The 21,861-nt window shown below is 66.9% G+C and carries 16 protein-coding genes and 3 tRNA genes; 8 read left to right on the top strand and 11 right to left on the bottom strand.

What is annotated here, in order from left to right; genetic code table 11:
• Positions 1–42: 42 nt before the first annotated feature.
• The 3 genes from rlmB to rnr form a co-directional block, all read right to left on the bottom strand.
• Positions 43–786 (bottom strand): 23S rRNA (guanosine(2251)-2'-O)-methyltransferase RlmB, encoded by a 744-nt coding sequence (gene rlmB, locus ACTJJM_RS15325; RefSeq protein WP_005408775.1) that lies wholly within the window; start codon positions 784–786, stop codon positions 43–45.
• 155 nt (positions 787–941) lie between these two features.
• Positions 942–1,424, bottom strand: coding sequence for a GFA family protein (locus ACTJJM_RS15320; RefSeq protein ID WP_010486247.1), 483 nt, complete (start codon positions 1,422–1,424; stop codon positions 942–944).
• A 119-nt stretch (positions 1,425–1,543) separates the two neighbouring features.
• Positions 1,544–4,003: a ribonuclease R gene (gene rnr, locus ACTJJM_RS15315; protein ID WP_043402593.1), complete on the bottom strand. Its 2,460-nt coding sequence runs from the start codon at positions 4,001–4,003 to the stop codon at positions 1,544–1,546.
• A 128-nt stretch (positions 4,004–4,131) separates the two neighbouring features.
• On the opposite strand from rnr, the gene ACTJJM_RS15310 reads away from it, so the two are divergent.
• Together ACTJJM_RS15310 and ACTJJM_RS15305 are read left to right on the top strand one after the other, a co-directional pair.
• A tRNA-Leu gene (locus tag ACTJJM_RS15310) sits at positions 4,132–4,216 on the top strand.
• Between the two features lie 162 nt (positions 4,217–4,378).
• Positions 4,379–4,463, top strand: a tRNA-Leu gene (locus ACTJJM_RS15305).
• A 78-nt stretch (positions 4,464–4,541) separates the two neighbouring features.
• Here ACTJJM_RS15305 and ACTJJM_RS15300 read toward each other — a convergent pair.
• Positions 4,542–5,288 carry a sulfite exporter TauE/SafE family protein gene (locus tag ACTJJM_RS15300; protein WP_010486252.1) on the bottom strand — a complete coding sequence of 249 codons (747 nt, stop codon included), beginning with the start codon at positions 5,286–5,288 and terminating at the stop codon, positions 4,542–4,544.
• A gap of 99 nt (positions 5,289–5,387) precedes the next feature.
• Between ACTJJM_RS15300 and ACTJJM_RS15295 the strand changes: the two genes are divergently transcribed.
• The 3 genes from ACTJJM_RS15295 (at position 5,388) to ACTJJM_RS15285 (ending at position 7,028) form a co-directional block, all read left to right on the top strand.
• Positions 5,388–6,287: a LysR family transcriptional regulator gene (locus ACTJJM_RS15295; protein ID WP_440865797.1), complete on the top strand. Its 900-nt coding sequence runs from the start codon at positions 5,388–5,390 to the stop codon at positions 6,285–6,287.
• Between the two features lie 50 nt (positions 6,288–6,337).
• A tRNA-Leu gene (locus tag ACTJJM_RS15290) sits at positions 6,338–6,422 on the top strand.
• A gap of 327 nt (positions 6,423–6,749) precedes the next feature.
• Positions 6,750–7,028, top strand: a complete 279-nt coding sequence (locus ACTJJM_RS15285) for a hypothetical protein (protein WP_019659096.1) — start codon at positions 6,750–6,752, stop codon at positions 7,026–7,028.
• Positions 7,029–7,139: 111 nt separating this feature from the next.
• Here ACTJJM_RS15285 and emrB read toward each other — a convergent pair whose 3' ends face one another.
• From emrB to emrR, 4 genes are read right to left on the bottom strand one after another with little or no spacing between them, the layout of a single operon-like run.
• Positions 7,140–8,726: a multidrug efflux MFS transporter permease subunit EmrB gene (gene emrB / locus ACTJJM_RS15280; protein ID WP_054171346.1), complete on the bottom strand. Its 1,587-nt coding sequence runs from the start codon at positions 8,724–8,726 to the stop codon at positions 7,140–7,142.
• 7 nt (positions 8,727–8,733) lie between these two features.
• Complete coding sequence (gene emrA / locus ACTJJM_RS15275) at positions 8,734–9,915, bottom strand: multidrug efflux MFS transporter periplasmic adaptor subunit EmrA (RefSeq protein WP_010486273.1); 1,182 nt, start codon at positions 9,913–9,915, stop codon at positions 8,734–8,736.
• Between the two features lie 11 nt (positions 9,916–9,926).
• Positions 9,927–11,420: a multidrug efflux transporter outer membrane subunit EmrC gene (emrC, locus tag ACTJJM_RS15270; protein ID WP_329763027.1), complete on the bottom strand. Its 1,494-nt coding sequence runs from the start codon at positions 11,418–11,420 to the stop codon at positions 9,927–9,929.
• Entirely contained in the window at positions 11,417–11,860 is a 444-nt protein-coding gene (gene emrR, locus ACTJJM_RS15265; protein WP_005415875.1) for a multidrug efflux system transcriptional regulator EmrR, read from the bottom strand. The genes emrC and emrR overlap by 4 nt, the downstream gene beginning before the upstream one ends.
• Positions 11,861–12,032: 172 nt before the next feature.
• Here emrR and ACTJJM_RS15260 point away from each other — a divergent pair, with 172 nt between their 5' ends.
• The gene (locus ACTJJM_RS15260) at positions 12,033–12,914 is read left to right on the top strand and encodes a helix-turn-helix domain-containing protein (RefSeq protein WP_440865796.1); all 882 of its coding nucleotides are present in this window, start codon (positions 12,033–12,035) and stop codon (positions 12,912–12,914) included.
• A 59-nt stretch (positions 12,915–12,973) separates the two neighbouring features.
• Positions 12,974–15,217: a DNA topoisomerase IV subunit A gene (gene parC, locus ACTJJM_RS15255; protein ID WP_010486278.1), complete on the top strand. Its 2,244-nt coding sequence runs from the start codon at positions 12,974–12,976 to the stop codon at positions 15,215–15,217.
• 324 nt (positions 15,218–15,541) lie between these two features.
• Here parC and bfr read toward each other — a convergent pair whose 3' ends face one another.
• Entirely contained in the window at positions 15,542–16,030 is a 489-nt protein-coding gene (bfr, locus tag ACTJJM_RS15250; RefSeq protein WP_010486279.1) for a bacterioferritin, read from the bottom strand.
• Between the two features lie 123 nt (positions 16,031–16,153).
• Here bfr and ACTJJM_RS15245 point away from each other — a divergent pair, with 123 nt between their 5' ends.
• Complete coding sequence (locus tag ACTJJM_RS15245; RefSeq protein WP_100448150.1) at positions 16,154–18,481, top strand: penicillin acylase family protein; 2,328 nt, start codon at positions 16,154–16,156, stop codon at positions 18,479–18,481.
• 135 nt (positions 18,482–18,616) lie between these two features.
• On the opposite strand, the gene ACTJJM_RS15240 is transcribed toward ACTJJM_RS15245, so the two are convergent.
• Together ACTJJM_RS15240 and asnB are read right to left on the bottom strand one after the other, a co-directional pair.
• On the bottom strand, positions 18,617–20,002 hold the full coding sequence (locus ACTJJM_RS15240; RefSeq protein ID WP_049411534.1) for a cation:proton antiporter domain-containing protein: 1,386 nt from the start codon (positions 20,000–20,002) through the stop codon (positions 18,617–18,619).
• A 99-nt stretch (positions 20,003–20,101) separates the two neighbouring features.
• Positions 20,102–21,793 carry an asparagine synthase B gene (gene asnB, locus ACTJJM_RS15235; RefSeq protein WP_191850982.1) on the bottom strand — a complete coding sequence of 564 codons (1,692 nt, stop codon included), beginning with the start codon at positions 21,791–21,793 and terminating at the stop codon, positions 20,102–20,104.
• Positions 21,794–21,861: the final 68 nt, after the last annotated feature.

Below are 21,861 nucleotides of genomic sequence, written 5' to 3'. Positions count from 1 at the left end.
GCTGCAACGAAGAGCAGCCGAGCGTGGGCTCGGCTCTACAGATCAACCGCGCTGGCGCACGGCCTCGAACAGGCTGACGCCGGCGGCGACGGAGACGTTCAGGCTCTCGATCTCGCCCGGCATCGGGATCTTGACCAGGCCATCGCAGTTCTCGCGGGTCAGTCGGCGCAGGCCGTCGGCTTCGCCACCCAGCACCAGGGCGATGTTGCCCTTCAGGTCCAGCTGGTACAGCGAAGCGGTGGCTTCGCCGGCCAGACCATAGATCCACACGCCCTGCTTCTGCAGGTCCTTCAGGCAGCGCGACAGGTTGGTCACCGCCACTACCGGGATCAGATCGGCGGCACCGGCCGAGGTCTTGCGCACGGTCGCGTTCACCGTGGCCGACTTGTCCTTGGGGATGATTACTGCAGTCGCGCCGGCCGCAGCGGCCGAGCGCAGGCAGGCGCCGAGGTTGTGCGGGTCCTGCACCTCGTCCAGCACCAGCAGCAGGGCCTTGCCTTCGGCTGCAGTGACCAGGCCTTCCAGCTCGTTCTCGCTGTAGGTACGAGCGGCGGCATAGCGCGCGGCCACGCCCTGGTGGCGCACCGAACCACCCACGCCATCCAGCGCCTGGCTGTTCACCTTGCGCACGTCGATGCCCTTACGGCGGGCGTTTTCCTCGATCTCGGTCAGGCGCGGGTTCTTCGCACCGGCCTCGACCAGCACTTCGCGGACGTTCTCGGCGTCGTTCTCGATGGAGGAGGCGACGGCGTTGACGCCGACAATCCACTGGCTGTTCTTGCTCATGCGGGCGGGGACCGGAAAGGGGGTGGCTATGGTAGAGCATCGGCGGGCCGGGCGCTGCGGCGGGCCCGCCTGTAGAGCCGAGCCTGCACCCGGCGGCCTTGGGTTCAGGCTGCGGCGACCCGCCAGCCGAGCGTGGGCTCGGCTCTACAGGTGCGTTACCGGCTGCGCGGCGGCCAGTGTGGGGTGTCGTGGTCGGGATGCTGGTGGGACACGATCGTGGCCAGGAAATCCAGCGCGGCGATGTCTTCCTCGGTACGACGGGCCGGCAGGCTGGCCAACGTATCGACGAACGGCAGCTTGCGCTCGACCCCGTACTGGATCGTCGGCGGCAGGCGCTCGGGTTCGTCAAAGGCACCGGCCGCCACCGCCACGCCGTCCGGCGCCTCGTAGGTCAGCGGCGTACCGCAGTCGGCGCAGAAGCCCCGCCGCACCACGTTGGACGACTGGAAATAGCGCGGCTGGCCGCGGGTCCAGCTGAACTGCACGCCGCGCACCGACACCAGCGGCGCGTAGTAGGCACCGAAGGCCTTCTGGCACATCCGGCAATGGCAGATCGAGCTGTCGGTGAGCGCGCCACGCGCCTGGAAGCGGATCGCGCCGCACTGGCAGCCGCCGCTGTACTCGGGTTGGCCCTGCATCTGCGGTCCTCCGTAACGTCGTGCCAACCAAGGTTGGCACCTACCGGGTGAGGGATGTGCCAACCAACGGCTGGCACCTACCGGGTGAGGCAGGTGCCGACCGTTGGCCGGCACACCTTTCAATACTGCTTCTTCGTCCGCTTGGCCGGCTTTCCACGCTCCGGCAGCGGCGGCAGGCCATCGCCTTCGTCCTCGCCCTTGTGTTCGACCAGGCGGAAGTCGATCTTGCGCTCTTCCATGCTGGCCTTCAGCACCAGGATCCGCACGCGGTCACCCAGCCGGTAGCTGGCGCCACGGCGCTCGCCGGTCAGCGTCTTGCGGGTGGCGTCGAACTTGTAATAGTCCTGCGGCAGCTGGGTCACGTGGACCAGGCCCTGCACTTTCGACTCATCCAGCTCGACGAACAGGCCGAAGCTGGTCACGCCGCTGATCACGCCATCGAACTGGCCACCCACGTGCTTTTCCATCCACGCCGCGCGGTAACGCTCGTCGACCTCACGCTCGGCTTCATCGGCACGGCGCTCACGCTCGGAGCACTGCAGCGCCAGCGCAGCCATTTCGCGCGCGTTGTAGGTGAACTTGTCCAACGGCTTGCCGGACAGCGCGTGCTTGATCGCGCGGTGCACCAGCAGGTCGGGATAGCGACGGATCGGCGAGGTGAAGTGCGCGTACGCCTCCAGCGCCAGGCCGAAGTGGCCGTGGTTCTCCGGGCTGTAGATCGCCAGGCTCTGGCTGCGCAGCAGCACCGATTCCAGCAGCGTGGCATCGGGGCGGTCGCGGATCTTCTTCAGCAGCTTGGTGTAGTCACCCGGGCGCACCTTGGACCACGGCGGCAGGCTCAGCTTGAACTCCTTGAGGAATTCCAGCAGGTCGGCGTACTTGGTTTCCGGCGGCTTCTCGTGGATGCGGTACGGGGCCGGCACGTGGCGCGACAGCAGGTACTTCGCTGCCTCGACGTTGGCCGCGATCATGCATTCCTCGATCAGCTTGTGCGCGTCGTTGCGCACCAGCATGCCGGCCTGGGTCACTTCACCGCGGTTGTCCAGCACGAAGCGTACTTCACTGCTTTCGAACTCGATGGCACCGCGCTTGGCGCGCGCCTTGGACAGCACCTTGTACAGCTGGTGCAGGCGCTGCACCTGCGGCAGCAGGTCACCCATCCAGGCCTTGGTATCGGCATCGTCCTCGCCCACCGCCTTCCACACCTGGGTATAGGTCAGGCGCGCGTGCGAGTTCATCACCGCCTCGTAGAAGCGCGAATGCGTCACCAGGCCGTCGCGGTCGATCTGCATGTCGCAGACGAAGCACATGCGGTCGACCTTCGGCATCAACGAACAGATGCCGTTGGAGAGCGTCTCCGGCAGCATCGGCACCACGAAGCCGGGGAAGTAGACCGAAGTCGCACGCTTCTGCGCTTCCTCGTCCAGCGGCGTGCCGGGACGGACGTAGTTCGAAACATCGGCAATCGCCACCACCAGGCGGAAACCGTCGGCATTCGGCTCGCAGTACACCGCGTCGTCGAAGTCCTTGGCATCTTCACCGTCGATGGTGACCAGCGGCGTGCTGCGCAGATCGACACGGTCGCCGATCATCGCCGGTTCAACCACCATCGGCACCGAGGCGGCTTCGTCCAGCACCTCCTGCGGGAACTCGAACGGCAGCTCGTGGCCGTGGATGGCGGTCTCCACCACCAGCGATGCGGTCAGCTTGTCGCCGAGCACGGCGATGATGCGGCCGATCGGCGGACGGCGGCTGTCCGGCGCCTGGGTCAGCTCGCAGACCACCAGCTGGCCGTCGCGCGCGCCACCGGTCTGGTCCGGCGGCACCTGTACGTTGCGCTGCACGCGCTTGTCGTCGGGCACCACGTAGTTGATGCCCATCTCGATGCTGAAGCGACCGATCAGGCGGGTCATGCCGCGCTCAAGCACGCGGGCGATGCTGCCTTCGCGGCGGCCACGATGGTCGATGCCGGTCACACGGGCCAGCACCTTGTCACCGTGCATCACCTTGCGCATTTCATACGGTGGCAGGAACAGGTCGTCGCCACCCTCGACCGGGCGCAGGAAGCCAAATCCTTCCGGGTTGGCGATCACCACGCCGGTGACCAGGTTCAGGGTCTGGATCGGGGCGAAACCACCACGACGGTTCTGCACCAACTGGCCATCACGGACCATGGCACCAAGCCGGCGCGACAGCGCCTCGGCCCGGTCAGGTGCGGTCAGGCCCAGGCGCGCGCCCAGTTCTTCGGCGGTCTGCGGCCCGTCGCAACGCTCCAGCAGGGCCAGGATGGCCTCGCGGCTGGCGATGGGCTGTTCGTATTTCTCCGCTTCACGCGCGGCATAGGGATCGTCGATCACCTTGCCGGTCGGCGGCAGCTTGCGGCCCGGGGCCGGGCCTGGCGCGTCGGTATTGCGGACCTTGCGGCCACGCGGTGGTGCGCCGCCTTCATTCAATTCGGGGAACCAGCCCGGCAACGGCTTGCCCGGCTTGGTGGTGTGGGCCGTGCCCGCCTTGGCGCCCTTCTTCGGGCCCTGGCTGCGGGAGGTGCTCCCGCCCTTGCTTGGTTTTTTGGTAGTCATCGCCCTACATGGTAGCCGTTGACGGCGTGCAGAACGGGTCAGTGGCCGTCTTGAACGCCTTGCGTGAAAAATATTCAGGAAGTCGTTGACAGCCTGCGGATTCATCTTCACAATTGCGCCTCTGGAACGCCCAGGTGGCGGAATTGGTAGACGCACTAGTTTCAGGTACTAGCGGGTAAAACCGTGGAGGTTCGAGTCCTCTCCTGGGCACCAACGAAAAAACTCCTCGCTTCGGCGGGGATTTTTTTTGCCTGTAATCCGGCCCTGAGGCTCGCCCCTGATTCCTCCAGGAAGGAACTCCGACCGGTAATCGCAATGATCTTCACAAGGGTGTTGACACCCCCGTCACAACACCCCATAATTTCGCTCCTCGACGCCCAGGTGGCGGAATTGGTAGACGCACTAGTTTCAGGTACTAGCGGGTAAAACCGTGGAGGTTCGAGTCCTCTCCTGGGCACCACGTCGAGAATGAGAAAAACCCGCGAAAGCGGGTTTTTTCATGCCCGTGATTCGGCATCGCCGCGATCGACGGCCGGCATCACAACAACGGCCGCAGCACCAGCTCCAGCCCGAGCAGCAGCAGGAAACCCAGGAAGCAGGCCCGGAACACCCGTGCACTGATGCGCTGCCGGATCACCTGCCCCAGCCACATGCCCAGCAATGCCGGCAGCACCGCCAACGCACTCAGCCCCAGCTGCTGGATGCCGAATGCGCCATGCAGCACCAGGCCGGTGGTCAGCGAAATCGTCGACACAGTGAAGGCCAGCCCCAACGCCTGCACCAGCTCCTCGCGCTGCAATCCCAGCGACTGCAGATACGGTACCGCCGGCATCACGAACACGCCGGTGGCGCCGGTCACCACGCCCGACAATGCCCCCACCAGCGGCCCCAGCCAACGCTCGCGCCGCTGCGGCACGCGAAACACCGGTGCAAGCAGGGCATAGACGGCATAGACCACCAGCGCCACTCCCAGCGCAACGCGCGACCAGGTGCGATCGACCCGCACCAGCAGCGCCGCCGAACCCAGTGTCACCGCCACCACCGCCAGCATCATCGGCCACAGGCGCCGCACGATGGGGCCCAGCGACGGCCCGGACAACAGCTGCCACGCGTTGGTGACAAAGGTGGGGATGAACAGCATCGATGCCGCCGCCACCGGCGACAACGCGCCACCGAGCAGCCCCATCGCCACCGTCGGCAACCCCATGCCGGTCACGCCCTTGACCACGCCAGCCAGCACGAACACCACCACCAGCAGCGCGTAGAAGTACATCGATTCATTCATGCCCTCATTGGATCGGGCCGTCGCCCGGCGCACAATGCGGTCTTCCCGGCCCACCCTTCGGCTGATCCGAAGGCTCGGGCGTTGCGATGAGGGCATGACATGCGGATGGATATCGCCGACCTGCGCCTGTTCCTGGCGATTGCCGAGGCGGGCAGCATCACGGCCGGCGCGGCGCAGGCGAACCTGGCCCTGGCCTCGGCCAGCGAACGCCTGCGCACGATCGAAGCCGATGCCGGCACCGTGCTGCTGAACCGCCATCCGCGTGGCGTCAGCCTGACTGAAGCCGGCGCCGCCCTCGCCCACCATGCACGCCTGATCCTGCAGCAGCAGGCGCAGCTGCGCGGCGAACTGCAGGCATTCGCGCATGGCGCGCGCGGTACCCTGCATCTGTATGCCAATACCGCTGCGCTGACCAACTACCTGCCCTCGCGGCTGGCACCGTGGCTGGCCGAACGCCCACGCCTGCACGTGGAACTGCTGGAGCGCACCAGCCCCGAAGTCGTGCGTGCGATCAGCGCTGGCCAGGCCGAGGCCGGCATCATCAGTGATGCGGTCGACGCTGCCGGCCTGCAGCAGCATGTGGTGGCCGAAGATCCACTGGTGATGCTGCTGCCCGCAGACCATCGCCTCGCATCGCGGCGCAGCCTGGCCTTCGCCGATGTTGCCGGCGAGACTTTCGTCGCCCTGGCCGATGGCAATGCACTGCAGACCTACATCGAGGACCAGGCACGCGACATCGGGCGGCGCCTGGACGTGCGCATCCGCATGAAGACCTTCGAAGGGGTGTGCATCATGGTCGGCCACGACATTGGTATCGGCATCGTGCCGCGGACCATCGCCCGCCAGCATCGGCGCAGCACGCATACCGTCGCCGTACCGCTCGCCGATGCGTGGGCACAGCGCCGCCTGTGCGCCTGTTTTGCCGAGTGGGCGCAGTTGTCATCGGCAATGCGCAGCCTGCTGCTTCACCTGGGCGTGCAGCCGCAGGAAAAGCTGTGAAATGTTGTTGACACATCCTCTGCCGTACCGCACAATTCGTCTCCTGAGTCGCCCAGGTGGCGGAATTGGTAGACGCACTAGTTTCAGGTACTAGCGGGTAAAACCGTGGAGGTTCGAGTCCTCTCCTGGGCACCACGACTCAAGATGATCAAACCCGCGAAAGCGGGTTTTTTCGTTTCCGGGGTTTGGCGAGCGTGGCATCGCATCTACCGCTCGAACTGTCGTATCTCGCACCACCCAGGCGTCACCCGCTGGTGCATACCTCCTCCCGGCGCGTCGTCACCAAACCCTGAACGGCTTTCTTCTGGGTCGCATTTCACATTGCGCGTTCAATTCGTAATTTTCCTGGTCGGAGATCTACCCGATTCCTTTTCGGTGGAAGGCAGATTTACGGGAGCCGGTTGCAGGTCTATCGCCACGACCTGACCAGCGCCCCCCCCCTTTTCCCCAAAGGACGCCCCAATGCAGCGCAGCATCATCTGCCCTCACTGCCACACCGGCTCGAACCACGGCGTACGCGTATGCGTGGGATGCCAGGCCGAGGTCCACTACGGCGCATCGAAGGAGGCCGTAATGTTCGTCTTTGTCGCCGCCATCATCTGCGGCGCACTGGTCGGCAGCCGATTGCAGGCCACTGCCGGCTGGATCACGTGCGGCGCCGTACTTGTGGCGGGAATGTGGGCCATTTCCCGATTGTTCCGTGATCGGGTGGTGTTCAAGCGCGTCTATCGCACGCGCTGAACCTGCGCCGCTGCACTCCCCCAACGGCAGGGCCCGTGCGACCCGCGTTGCACAAACAAAAACCCCGCCTTGCGGCGGGGTCAAAATACAGCACGTGTTTCCAGGGAGTTTTCAGTGCCCGCCGCCGGCGGCCGCACCTGCGCCTGCGCCGAACGGCGGTTTGGCCAGCCACAGGAACGCGATGATCGCCAGGAAGATCCAGCCCAGCAGGAAGAAGATGTCGTTGAAGCCCATCTGCGATGCCTGGTGGTTGATCATGTTGTTCAGTACCGCGGCACCATGTTGCAGGTCGCCCTGCCCCATCGCCGTCACCTGGTCCTGCATGCCCGGCTGATAGACCGAGATGTGCTCGGTCAGGTCAGCATGGTGCACCTGGGTGCGCCGCGCCCACAGCCACGTCGTCAGCGACGCCGCGAAACTGCCGCCCAGCGTACGCAGGAAGGTGGCCAGGCCGGAGCCCGCCGCGATCTCGCGCCCATCCAGGTCCGACAGCAGGATCTGCAGCACCGGCATGAAGAACAGCGCGACGCCGATGCCCATGATCAACTGCACGCCGGCCACGTGGGTGTAGTCCACCTGCAGGTTGAAGTTCGAACGCAGGAAACTGGTCATCGACAACACGATGAACGCGACCGTGGCCAGCATGCGCATGTCGAAGCGCGATGCGTACTTGCCCACGAACGGGGTCATGATCACCGGCAGGATGCCGATCGGCGCCGTCGCCAGGCCCGCCCAGATCGCGGTGTAACCCATGTCACGCTGCAGCCACTGCGGAATCAGCAGGGCCACGCTGAAGAACGCCGCGTACGCCACCACCATCGCCAGCGTACCGGCGCGGAAGTTGCGATGCCGGAACAGCTTCAGGTCGACGATCGGATCCTTGTCGGTCAGTTCCCAGATCAGGAACACCGTCAGCGTGACCACAGCCACACACGCCAGCACCACGATCTTCATCGACGAGAACCAGTCCTCGTCATTGCCCAGGTCGAGCACCAGCTGCAGCGCACCGACACCGATCACCAGGGTGACCAGGCCGACATAGTCCATCTTCGGCTTCTCGATGTGCTCCGGGCGCCCCTTCAACTGGTTGCCCACCACCAGCGCGGCAAAGATGCCCAGCGGCACATTGATCAGGAAGATCCATTCCCAGCTGTAGTTGTCGGTGATCCAGCCACCGAGGATGGGGCCGCAGATCGGCGCAACCACCGTGATCATCGCCAGCAGCGCCAATGCCTGCCCACGTTTCTCACGCGGGTAGATCGAGACCAGCAGCGACTGCGTGATCGGGTACATCGGGCCGGCCACGAAGCCCTGCAGCGCACGCGACAGCACCAGCATGCCCATGCTCTGCGCCAGGCCGCACAGCAGCGAGGTGATGACAAAGGCCAGCGTGGCCCAGACGAACAGCTTGCGTTCGCCGAAACGGCGGCTGAGCCAGCCGGTCAGCGGCAGCGCGATGGCCGTGCTGACCGCAAACGAGGTGATGACCCAGGTCGCCTGCTGCGAACTGGCACCGAGATTGCCGGCGATGGTCGGCAGCGAGACGTTGGCGATGGTGGTGTCGAGCACCTGCATGAACGAGGCCATCGCCAGGCCGACGGTACACAGGGCGACGCTGGGCGGCAGGAACCCGGAGGCCGCACCCGGCGCCGCCGGTGCACCCGGAGCGCCGGGCGCGGCTGGAGCTTGTGCGGACATGGCGACCTCAGCCCACCTTCGCCTGCTGCTGCGGCAGGTTGCCCTGGATGATCGTATGGATCACCTCGTCGGCATCATGCAGCTGCTTGGCATACACGTCGGTGTCGAACACCGTGCCCTTGGCCGCAGTGCTCGGCAGCACTTCGCCCTTCTGGTCGCGCAGGCTCACTTCAGCCTTCATCGACAGGCCGATGCGCAGCGGGTGTTCGGCCAGCTGCTTGGCATCGATGGCGATGCGGACCGGCACGCGCTGCACGATCTTGATCCAGTTGCCGCTGGCGTTCTGCGCCGGCAGCAGCGAGAACGCCGAGCCGGTGCCCAGGCCCAGGCTCTGGACGCGCCCCTTGTACTTCACGTCACCGGCGTACAGGTCCGACTTCAGCTCCACTTCCTGGCCCAGGCGCATGTGGCGCAGCTGGGTTTCCTTGAAGTTGGCCTCGACCCACATCTGCTCGGTCGGCACTACCGCCATCAGCGCGTTGCCCGGCTGCACGCGCTGGCCGACCTGCACCGAACGACGGGCAACGTAGCCGGTGACCGGCGCGACGATGCCGGCGCGGGCGTTGTTGAGGAAGGCCTGGCGCAGCTGCGCGGCGGCCGCCTGCACGTCTGGCTGGGTGGCGATCACGGTGTCGTCGACCAGCGCGCGGTTGCGCTCGACGGTCTCGCGCGAACCGGCCACGGCGGCTTCGGCAGCGGCCAGCTCGTCACGCGCATGGGCCAGTTCTTCATTGGAAATGGCGCCGGTGGCGGCCAGATCCTTGCGGCGAGCGAAATCTTCGCGCACGCGCTTCAGGGTCACCTGGCGCGCGTTCAGGTCCGCCTGCGCACCTTCCACGCTGCGGTACAGGCCACGGGTCTGGCGCACGGTCTTGGCCAGGTTGGCTTCGGCCTGCTGCAGCGCCACCGACGTGTCGGACGGGTCCAGCTGCACCAGCAGCTGGCCGCGCTCCACGCGCATGCCGTCATCGGCGTTGATGGCGACCACGGTACCGGCCACCAGCGGGGTGATCTGCACCTGGTTGCCCTGCACGTAGGCGTCGTCGGTCTCTTCGAACCAACGGCCGAACATGAAGTACCACAATGCCAGTGCGGCAAGCAGCAGCACGACGATCACGAACAGGCCGCGCAGCAGGTTGCCGCGGCGGTTGGAGGCGGCCGGGGCCGCAGTGTCTTGGGTCTGGCTCATGGCGGAAGTCTTCAGGAATGCGAGGAATCGGAATGGGAGGCGATCGGTGCGCGGTCGGCGTCAGCGGGCTGGAAACCACCGCCCAGCGCCTTGCTCAGGCGCACCGAGGTCTGCACCTGCTGCGACTGCAGGCCGGCCAGCTGCTGCTGCGACTGCAACAGCGTGGACTGCGCGGTCAGCACGTCCAGGTAGCTGCCGATGCCGGCGCGGTAGCGCTGCTGGGCCAGGTCGAAGGCCGAGCGTGCGGTGTCCACGGCCTGCTGCTGCGAATGCGCCTGCTGCGCCAGCGAGCGCACCGCGTTGACCTGGTCGGCCACGTCGCGCAGCGCATCGAGCACGGTCTGGTTGTAGTTGGCCACCGCCAGGTCGTACTGCGCATCGGTGTTGGCCAGGTTGGCGCGCAGCTTGCCGCCTTCGAAGATCGGCAGGCTCAGCGCCGGGCCGATGTAGGCGAAGGTGGAGCTGCTCTTCAGCAGGTCACCCACGTTCGGGGCAACCACGCCGGCCAGCGCGGTCAGGTTGAAGCTCGGGTAGAACTTGGTCCTGGCCACCTTGATCTGCTTGTCGGCCGCTTCCACGCGCCAGCGCGCGGCCACGATGTCGGGGCGACGGCCCAGCAGTTCGCTGGGCAGCACGCCCGGCAGCTGCAATGCCACCGGGTTCAGCGGTTGCGGGCGCTGGATCGACAGGCCACGGTCCGGGCCCTTGCCGACCAGTGCCGCCAGCGCGGTGCGGGCGGCGTCGATGCGCTGCTGCGCGGCCTGCACCTGCTGCTGTGCGGCCGGCACGCGGGCTTCGGCCTGGCGCACCTGCAGGTCGCTGTCGATGCCGGCGCTACGGCGCTGGCGGGTCAGTTCCAGCGACTTCTGCGAGCGGCCCAGCTCTTCTTCGGCCACGTCATTGAGCTGCCATGCATAGGCCAGATCGGCATAGGCCTGGGTGATGCCGGTGGACAGGTTCAGGCGTGCAGCCTGGGCTTCGACGGTGGCGGCATGGGCGCCGTCCACGGCCGCTTCCCAGGCAGCGCGCTTGCCACCCCACAGGTCCACGCCATAGCTGAAGTCAAAGGCGACCTGGCTGCTGCCGGCGTAATGGCCACCCATCTCGCTGCCTGCCATCGACTCGGGCAGGCGCAGGCCGGTGTAGCCACCGGACACCGACAGGCTCGGCAGTCGGTCGGCGCGCGCGGTACCCACCTGCGACTGGGCCTGGCGCAGGCGCGCATCGGCGGCGTCCAGGCTCGGGTGACCGGCCAGGCCTTCGGCAACCAGGGCGTCCAGCTGCGCATCGCCCAGCGCCTTCCACCAATCCTGCGCCGGGAAGCCGGTGGCGCTCAGGTCGGTGTCGGCCAGGGTGCGTTCGCTGTGCAGGCTGTCCACATCGAGCACGTGGCCCTGCGGGTTGAGGCCACGACTGCTGGCGCAGGCGGCCAGGGCCAGGGCCAGCGCTGACACCAGCAGCGCGCGCCCGGACCGGCGGAGAGTGGAATGCGGGATCGGGTTCATGGGGTCGTCAGGGAATCGCGGATTCGGGTAAGGAGGGACAGCAGCAGCGTGCGCTCGTCGGCGGAAAGATCACGCAGGGCGTAATCCATCACCGCGTCGCCACGCAGCTTCAGCCGCGCCCACAGCGCGCGGCCTTCATCGGTCAGTACGATCTGCAGCGCCCGCCGATCCTGCGCATGCGGCTCGCGGCGGACGCAGCCCAGCGCCTCCAGCTTGTCCAACAGGCGGGTCACCGCACTGGGCACCTGGTCGATGGCTTGGGCCAGCTCGTTGGCCGTGCACGGGGCCATGTTGGAAAGCACCTTCAACCCGATGTAGTGGGTGAAACCGATACCCAGGTCTTCTTCAGCCATGGATGCGTCGAGTTGACGGACCAGGCCGTCGCGCACCTGGCGCAGCAGCAGGCCGAAGCTGGGGGGAGTGGTTGCAGGACAGATCATGGGGGAGCATTTTCTTCCAAAAAAAATATTTCTCAATGGAAATATTCGATCTGGCATCGAATGCTGTGTTGCAGCAGTGGGCTGGATCAATGAAGGCGCCTACCTTAATGATCTGGTCAGGTGGCCCGGTAGTACAATTCAGCCAATGGATGACACATTTCAGCCAGCGGATATGATGAACAAGGCAGAAATTCCCCCTCCCAAGCGCCTGCTCAGGGACGACGCACTGAACTGGTTCGAGCGCAATGACGGGCCACCGGCTGTCGCCTTCCGCTTCGACAGCCCGCAGGGATTGGTCCGAGAAGTGGATTGGCATCATCACCAGCGCGCGCAGCTGATCTGCGTGGAGCGCGGCCTGTTGACCACCCGGACCTCGCACGGGACATGGTCACTGGCGCCGGGCTCGGCCGGCTGGATGCCGCCGCTGGAGCCACATACGGTCACCCTCGACGGCCCGCTGCGCGGCTGGGGCATGGCACTGGCCGCGCCGGCCTGCGCCACCCTGCCTGCCGATCCCTGCGTGCTGGGCCTGTCCAAGCTGGCGCAGGCGCTGGCCGACCGCATCTGCGAATGGCCGCTGGGCTATGACACCACACCCGAGCGCCAGCACATCATCGAGGTACTGCTGGACGAGATCCGCACCGCGCCGCGCCAGCGCATGCATCTACCGATGCCGCACGACCGGCGCCTGCTGAAGATCGCCTCGCAGCTGCTGGCCGACCCCTCCGACGAGCGCAGCCTGGCCGAATGGGCGCATTGGGCCGGCCTGTCGCCGCGCAGCCTGACCCGTCACTTCCGCGACGAGACCACGCTCAGCTTCGCCCAGTGGCGGCAGCAGGCCCGCTTGTCCGAGGCCCTGCGCCAGCTGACCGACGGCCGCAGCGTGGCCGACATCGCCCACGCGCTGGGCTTCAGCAGCGCCAGCGCCTTCGTCACCGTGTTCCGCCGCCACTTCGGGCTGCCGCCGGGGCGCTACCTGGCACGGGCCGGCCACGGCCTGGAAACCGGGCTGGACCCTGCACGCGGCTTGGCATCCCCCGCCGCATCCGGATAATCACAGGATTGCGAGCGGCGACGCCGTCGCCGCCTCCTGACAACAGGTAACAACGCCGCATGACCGAACTTGCCCGCCCCGTGTTCCACGGATTCGAACAACTGCCGCTGCGCGAGTACGCCGAACGCGCCTACCTCGACTACTCGATGTACGTGGTCCTGGACCGCGCCCTCCCGTTCATCGGCGACGGCCTGAAGCCGGTGCAGCGCCGCATCATCTATTCGATGAGCGAGCTGGGCCTGAACGCCGCGTCCAAGCCGAAGAAGTCCGCGCGCACCGTCGGCGACGTCATCGGTAAGTACCACCCGCACGGCGACAGCGCGTGCTACGAAGCGCTGGTGCTGATGGCCCAGCCGTTCTCGTACCGCTACCCGCTGATCGAGGGCCAGGGCAACTTCGGCTCCAGCGACGACCCGAAGTCGTTCGCGGCGATGCGTTACACCGAATCCAAGCTGACCCCGATCGCCGAAGTGCTGCTGGGCGAACTGGGCCAGGGCACCACCGACTGGGCACCGAACTTCGACGGCACCCTGCAGGAACCAACCTGGATGCCGGCGCGGCTGCCGCACCTGCTGCTGAACGGCACCACCGGCATCGCCGTGGGCATGGCCACCGACGTGCCGCCGCACAATCTCAACGAGATCGTCAGCGCGCTGCTGCACCTGCTGGACAACCCCGATGCCAGCGTGCGCGACCTGTGCGAGCACGTGCAGGGCCCGGACTATCCGTCCAGCGCCGAGATCATCACCGCGGCCAATGACCTGCGCAACATCTACGAGACCGGCAACGGCAGCGTGCGCGCACGTGCGACCTTCACCAAGGAAGCGCACAACATCGTGGTCACCGCGCTGCCGTTCCAGGTGTCGCCGTCGAAGGTGATCGAGCAGATCGCCGCACAGATGCGCGCCAAGAAGCTGCCGTGGCTGGAAGACATCCGCGATGAGTCCGACCATGCCAACCCGGTGCGCGTGGTGCTGGTGCCGCGTTCCAACCGCGTCGACGCCGAGCAGCTGATGGGCCACCTGTTCGCCACCACGGACCTGGAGCGCAGCTACCGCGTCAACCTCAATGTGATCGGGCTGGACGGCCGTCCGCAGGTGAAGAACCTGAAGATGCTGCTCAGCGAATGGCTGACCTTCCGCAGCAACACCGTCACCCGCCGCCTGCAGCACCGCCTGCAGAAGGTCGAGCGCCGCCTGCACCTGTTGGAAGGCCTGCTGGTCGCCTTCCTCAACCTGGACGAGGTGATCCACATCATCCGTACCGAAGACGAGCCGAAGGCCGCGCTGATCGCGCGCTTCGGCCTGTCCGAGGAACAGGCCGAGTACATCCTGGAAACCAAGCTGAAGCAGCTGGCCCGCCTGGAGGAAATGAAAATCCGCGGCGAGCAGGATGAACTGGCCAAGGAGCGCGAGAAGATCCTCGGCATCCTCGACAGCAAGGCCAAGCTGAAGAAGCTGATCCGCGATGAACTGACCGCCGACGCCAAGAAGTTCGGCGACGCACGCCGTTCGCCGCTGGTGCAGCGCCAGGCCGCACAGGCCATCGACGAGACCGAGCTGGTGCCGAGCGAGCCGATGACCGTGGTGCTGTCGGAGAAGGGCTGGATCCGTGCCGCCAAGGGCCACGACGTCGATGCGTCCGCCCTCTCCTACCGCGACGGCGACGGGCTGCAGGGCGCGGTGCGTGCGCGCAGCACGCAGCAGGTCGCGTTCCTCGACAGCGAAGGCCGCGCCTACTCGACGCCGGTGCACACCCTGCCCTCCGCACGTGGCAATGGCGAACCGCTGACTGGCCGCTTCTCGCCGGCAGCGGGTACCAGCTTCGTGACCCTGGCCAGTGCCGAGCCGGACACCCGCTTCGTGCTGGCCTCCAGTCATGGCTATGGCTTCGTCACCCGCTTCGAGAACCTGATCGGTCGCAACAAGGCCGGCAAGGCGATGCTGAACCTGTCCGCAGGTTCGTCGGTGCTGACCCCGTCGGCAGTGGCCAACGTCGCCACCGACCGCATCGTGGCAGTGACCAGCTCCGGCAACCTGCTGGCGATCGCCGCCAACGACCTGCCGGAACTGGACAAGGGCAAGGGCAACAAGATCATCGAGATCCCGAAGGCCAAGCTCGCCACCGAACGCGTGGTCGCCATCGTGGCGATCAGCCCGGGGCAGACCCTGCAGGTACGCAGCGGCCAGCGCACCATGGGCCTGAAGTTCAACGAGCTCGACGCCTACCTCGGCGCCCGCGCCACCCGCGGCCACCTGCTGCCGCGCGGCTGGCAGAAGGTGGAAGGGTTGTCGGTGGAGTAAGGGCTGGGGCCCTGCCCCTGGTGGGTGTCAACCTTGGTTGACACGCATTACCCCGGTAGACGCCAACCTCGGTTGGCGTTTTCCATCCCAATGGGGTCAGAGCCGTTTTCGTTGAAAACGGATCCGACCCCGGACACGAAAAAGCCGGGGCAATCCCCGGCTTTTTCGTTGTCGGCTGGCGGGCGGTGGAGCAGCTGGCTGGCGAAAGCTGGCTGGCGGTGCTCCGGTGCTGGCGGGCGACAGAACTTTGTAGGGTCGAGCCATGCTCGACTCGGATCCAACAGCAGCCGAGCATGGCCCGGCTCTACAGAGAGCGACGTCGGGTCAGTGCGCCGGGGCGCCGTTGCCGTCGATCTTGCTCAGCTGGTACAGCTCCAGGCCGATGCGCTTGATCAGGCCCAGCTGCTGCTCCAGCCACCAGGCGTGGTCTTCCTCAGTGTCCTTCAGCTGCGCCAGCAGGATGTCGCGGCTCACGTAGTCGCCGTTCTCTTCGCACAGCTTCATGCCGGCGGCGAGATTGTTCCGAACCGCGTATTCAGTGTCGAGATCCTTCTGCAGCATCTCTTCCACGGTCTTGCCCGGCTCGGTGGCATGCGGGCGCATGTCCGGGTCGCCGCCGAGGAACAGGATCCGGCGCAGCAGCGCATCGGCGTGCTGGGTTTCCTCTTCCATCTCGTGGTTCAGGCGTTCGTACAGCGCGAACAGGCCCTGGTCCTCGTAGCGGCGGGAATGGATGAAGTACTGGTCGCGGGCTGCAAGCTCGCCGCGCAGCAGTTCCTTCAGGCAGGCGATGACGTCCGGGTTGCCTTTCATGGGGGGCTCCTGTGAATCGATGTGACATAGGGTGCCGCATTTCAAAATACGGTGATCTAATCGGAATCAGTCGCAGTTGCGCCTGCGGCTACAATCGGCCCACGAGTTCGGAAAGGACGTGCGATGCGACGTACATGGCGTTGGGTGCTGGGCGTGTTGATCGCCATCGTGCTGGTCACCGCACTGGTCCTGTGGCTGCTGCTGCGCGGCAGCCTGGCCGATCTGGACGGCGAGCATGCGCTGCCGGGGCTGGCCAAGCCGGTCACCATCGAGCGCGATGCGCTGGGCGTGGTCACCATCACTGCGGGCAGCCAGGCCGACGCGATGCGCGCATTGGGCCGCGTGCATGCGCAGGAACGTTACTTCGAGATGGACCTGATGCGCCGCAGCGCCGCCGGTGAGCTGTCGGCGCTGTTCGGACCGAAGGCCATCGACGCCGACAAACGCATGCGCGTGCATCGGCTGCGCGCGCGCACCGAGGCGAACATGCAGGCAGCGCTGGGCGGCAACATCGAAGCCGTGAGCGCCTATGTCGGTGGGGTCAATGAGGGCCTGGCCGATCTCTCCGTGCGCCCATGGGCCTACCTGCTGCTGCGGCAGTCGCCACAACCCTGGCAGGCCAGCGACAGCGTGCTGACCGGTCTGGCCATGTACGCCGACCTGCAGGATCCGAACAACCAGACCGAGCTTGCGCTCAGCCGCATCCGCGCAGTGGTGCCGCCCGCGCTGTACGCGCTGATCGCCCACGACGGCACCGAATGGGATGCACCGCTGTTCGGCGAACCGACCGGCAACGCCACGCTCCCCGATGCCAGCCAGCTGGATCTGCGCACGTTGAAGGGGACGCCAGGCACCGGGCAGGAAGAGGCCGATGTCATCGGCAGCAACAACTTCGCGGTGGCCGGTGCACTCACCGCCGACGGTCGCGCGATCGTCGCCGACGACATGCACCTGGGCCTGCGCGCGCCCGGCCTGTGGTTCCGTGTGCGCCTGCGCTATCCCGACCCGCAGGCCGCGGGCGGCCAGGTCGACGTCACCGGCTTCTCGCTGCCCGGCCTGCCGGCGGTGATCGTCGGCAGCAACGGGCACGTGGCCTGGGGCTTCACCAACAGTTACATCGATACCGCCGATTACCGCACTGAACCGGCCAACGCCGCCGTGACCGTGCATGAAGAACGCATCGCCGTGGCTGGCCAGGCCGACGTGCTGTTCCCGGTGCGCGAAACCGCCTGGGGCCCGATCCTGCATACCCATGCCGATGGCAGTGGCGATGCGCTGCGCTGGGTCGCCCACCTGCCCGGCGCGGTGCGCCTGGACTTCGGTGACCTGGCCCGTGCCGGTGACCTGGACGGTGCCCTGCAGTTCGCCGACCACGCCGGCATCCCCGCGCAGAACCTGGTGGTCGGCGACCGCAGCGGACGCATCGCCTGGCGGCTGATCGGCGCCCGCCCGGATCGTGGTCCGGGCTGTGCACCGGCCGGCTTCACCGCCGCCAGCAACCAGGACTGCGCGCCATGGCCAATCCGCAGCGATGCCTCACCGGCATTGATCGATCCCCCCAACCATCGCCTGTGGACCGCCAACGGTCGCGTCCTCGACGGCGAGGCGCTGGCTACCGTCGGCAACGCTGGCTATGACCTTGGCGCGCGCGCGCGGCAGATCCGCGACCTGCTGGCGATCCAGGAGCGCTTCGACGAACACGACCTGCTGGCGATCCAGCTCGACGACCGCGCCGTGTTCCTGCAGCGCTGGTGGGCACTGCTGCATGACGTCATCGAAGGCAGTAACGATCCTGCGCTGAAGCGGTTGAAGTCCGTCAGCCACCAGTGGGGCGGCCGGGCCTCGGCCAGCTCGGTCAGCTACCGGGTGGTGCGCGCGTTCCGCACGCAGGTGATGGATACCTTGTCCGATGCACTGCTGGCCCCGGCCAACGCGCAGCTGGGCGATGACTATCTGGATCCGCGCCTGGCGCAGCTGGAAGGTGTTGCCTGGCCGATGCTGCAGCAGCGCCCCGCCAACCTGTTGCCACCGGCCTACGACAGCTGGGACACGCTGCTGCTTGATGCCGCACGCCGCACCGAGAGCGAGCTGGCCAAGCAGGGCCCGCTGGCCAAGCGCACCTGGGGCGAACGCAACACCGCGGCGCTCTGCCACCCGATCGCACGGGCGTTGCCCGAGGTTGCCAAGCGCTGGCTGTGCATGCCCGCCGACCAGCTGCCCGGCGACCGTGATATGCCGCGGGTGCAGACGCCGAACTTCGGCGCCTCCGAGCGCATGGTGGTCTCGCCCGGCCACGAGGCCGACGGCATCGTGCACATGCCCGGCGGCCAGAGCGGGCACCCGCTGTCGCCGTACTGGGGCGCCGGCCACGAAGACTGGGTGCATGGGCGGCCGACGCCGTTCCTGCCCGGCAAGGCGCAGCACACGATGACGCTGGTGCCAGCGCGCTGACGGCGGCACCCACATGCCCAAGGGTGCGCTGCACGCGGTAGAGCCGAGCCCATGCGCGGCTGCTTCTGGCGCGGAGCCGAGCATGGACTCGGCCCCACAGTCGGCTCCACAGAATGTCCGCGCGGCGCTACCGGGTCAGCCCCTTCGCCGCTCGATCAGGTTCAGCAGCGGCCCGGTCATCGCCGTGGTCACCAGCGCCATGATCACCAGCACTGCAAACAGGCGGTCGCCGAGCAGGCCCAGCTCGTAGCCCAGGTTGAGCACGATCAGCTCCATCAGGCCCCGGGTGTTCATCAGCGCGCCCAACCGCCACGCCTCGCGCGTGGGCATGCCCGCACTGCGTGCGGCACTGAAGGTGCCCAGCAGCTTGCCGGCCGTGGCTACCGCGATCACCACCGCGCACAGCACGATGTCGCTGGCCTGCAGCGCATCGGCGCGCATGCGCAGGCCGGTCATGGCGAAGAACAACGGCAGCAGCAGGGTCACCGCAAACGGCTCGACGCGGGCCATCAACAGGTTGCGCAGCTGCGCGTTGGACGACACCGCCACCCCCGCAGCGAATGCACCGAACAGCGCATGGATGCCGAGCATCTCGGTGATCAGGGCACTGCCCAGCGACAGCAGCAGGATGCCGAGCAGCCAGCGCCCTTCACGCCCCGGCACGATCTGCTGGCGGGCGAACCACGGCTTCACCAACCCCAGCATCAGCGCCACGAAGGCAACCACGCACAGCAGGTTGAGGCTGGCCGGCAGCCATCCGCTGGCCTGTGCAGCCGCCACGATCAGCGCCAGCAGGCACCATGCGGTGGCATCGCCCAATGCCGCGCAGGCAATCGCGGTCTGCCCCAGCGGCGTCTGCGTGATACCGCGGTCGGCAAGGATGCGCAGCAACACAGGGAAGGCCGTGATGCTCATCGATATGCCAACGAAAAGTGCGAATGCGGTGAAGCCCACGCCCTGCGGGCCGTGCTGCGGATACAGCCAGATTGCGAGGGCGACGCCGAGCACGAACGGCACCGCGATGCCGGCATGACTGACCGTGAAGGCAAAACACCGGCGCCCGCGCAGCGCCGCCAGGTCCAGCTCGGCACCGGCCACCAGCAGGAACATCAGCACACCCAGCTGGCTGAGCATGCCCAGCGGGCCCAGCGAACTGACCGGGAACAAGGCACCATGCAGCTGCGGCAACAGGCTGCCAAGGACCAGCGGCCCCATCATCAGGCCGGCGGCCATCTCGCCGATCACCGCCGGCTGGCCAAAGCGCTTGAGCAGCGCACCTGCGCCCTTGGCCACCAGCAGCAGCACCAGCAGCTGCAGCAGGAACAGGCCCAGCGGTGACGCCAGATGCTGCGCCCAGCTGCCTTCGGCAGCAACCGTGGCACGCGCGACCTCGGGCGCCGCCGGCCCGGCATAGCGCGCCAGCAGCACGCCGGCCAGCAGCGGGACACCGGCCCAGGCCAGATAACGCCATCCCCATTTCGTGGGCCGCATGCCGCCGCTCGCCTGTACGTCCATGAACATTCCCCAATGCGCAGGGGGCGATCATACAAAAAGGGGACGGAGGGGATTAAGTCGTTTGTGCCACTAACAACTTAATCCCCTCCGTCCCCTTTTCGAGGCTTACGCCAGTGCCTGCTCGTGCACGCCGGCGATCGCGCGGCCGGAAGGGTCGGCCGCCGCCGCAAAGCTGGCGTCCCAGGCAATGGCCGCCGGCGACGAACAGGCAATCGACTTGCCGCCCGGCACGGTCTCGGCGGCCGCGCGGCTCGGGAAGAACTGCTCGAACAGGTGGCGGTAGTGGTACGCCTCCTTGGTCTGCGGCGGGTTGTGCGGGAAGCGCTTGTCGGCGGCCGCCAGCACACGGTCGCTCACCTGCGCTTCGGCATGCGCCTTCAGCCCGTCGATCCAGCCGTAGCCGACGCCATCGCTGAACTGCTCCTTCTGGCGCCACAGGATGCTGTCCGGCAGGTAGCCATCGAACGCCTCGCGCAGCACCGCCTTCTCGATGCGACGGCCACCGAACCCGGCACTGACCATCTTGTGCGCGGCATCGAAGCGCATCGCCACGTCGAGGAACTCACGATCCAGGAACGGCACGCGCGGCTCCACGCCCCAGGCCATCATCGACTTGTTGGCACGCAGGCAATCGTAGTTGTGCAGGGCGTCGAGCTTGCGTACCAGCTCATCGTGGAACTCACGCGCGTCCGGCGCCTTGTGGAAGTACAGGTAGCCACCGAAGATCTCGTCGCTGCCCTCGCCGGACAGCACCATCTTCACCCCCATCGCCTTGATCCGTCGCGCCAGCAGGAACATCGGCGTCGATGCACGGATGGTGGTGACGTCGTAGGTCTCGATGTGGCGGATCACTTCCGGCAGTGCATCCAGGCCTTCCTCGAAGGTGTATTCGAAGCCGTGGTGCACGGTGCCGAGTGCCTCGGCGGCGATCGCGGCGGCGGCCAGATCAGGCGAGCCCTTCAAACCGATCGCGAACGAATGCAGCCGCGGCCACCAGGCTTCGGTCTGCCCACCATCCTCGATGCGGCGACGCGCGTAGCGTGCGGCAACTGCCGCCACCAGCGACGAATCCAGGCCACCGGACAGCAACACGCCGTACGGCACATCGCTCATCAGCTGGCGTTCCACCGCATGCTCGAACGCCTGGCGCAGTTCGGCCAGATCGGCCTGGCGGCCCTGCACGTCGGCATAGTCGCGCCACGGCTGCTGGTAGTAGCGCACCAGCTCACCACGGGCACTGTCGAAATAGTGGCCCGGCGGGAACTGCGCGACGTCGGCACAGGTATCGACCAGCGCCTTCATTTCCGAGGCCACGCGCAGGCGCCCCTGGGCATCGTGGCCCCAGTACAACGGCACCACGCCAACCGGATCCCGCGCCACCAGCACGCGTCCGGCAGCACGATCCCACAGGGCGAAGGCGAAGATGCCGTTGAGCTGCTCCAGCCACTGCGCCGGCGATCCGCCCTGGCGGTACAGCGCGTTGATCACTTCACAGTCCGAACCGGTCTGGAAGTCGTAGGCGGTAGTCAGTGCGGCCTTCAGTTGCTGGTGGTTGTAGATTTCGCCGTTGACCGCCAGCGCCAGCTGGCCATCGGCCGACAGCAGCGGCTGCGAACCACCGGCCGGGTCGACGATGGCCAACCGCTCGTGGACCAGCAGCGCGCCTTCGTCGAGGTACACGCCGCTCCAGTCCGGGCCACGGTGGCGCTGGCGCTGCGACAGTTCCAGCGCATGGCGGCGCAGGGCCGGAAGATCGTCACCGGCCTGCAGGCCGAAGATTCCGAAGATCGAACACATGGGGGAGCTCCTGTTGGGGAATTTCACGGGTGGGAAGGTGTTCGACCGGGCATCCAGGCCCGGGTGGG

It is taken from the genome of Stenotrophomonas sp. 22692, assembly GCF_052045015.1.
GTDB classification, from domain to species: domain Bacteria; phylum Pseudomonadota; class Gammaproteobacteria; order Xanthomonadales; family Xanthomonadaceae; genus Stenotrophomonas; species Stenotrophomonas geniculata.
Note: the sequence above shows the minus strand (reverse complement) of the source record. Positions and strands in the feature narration are given on the sequence as shown.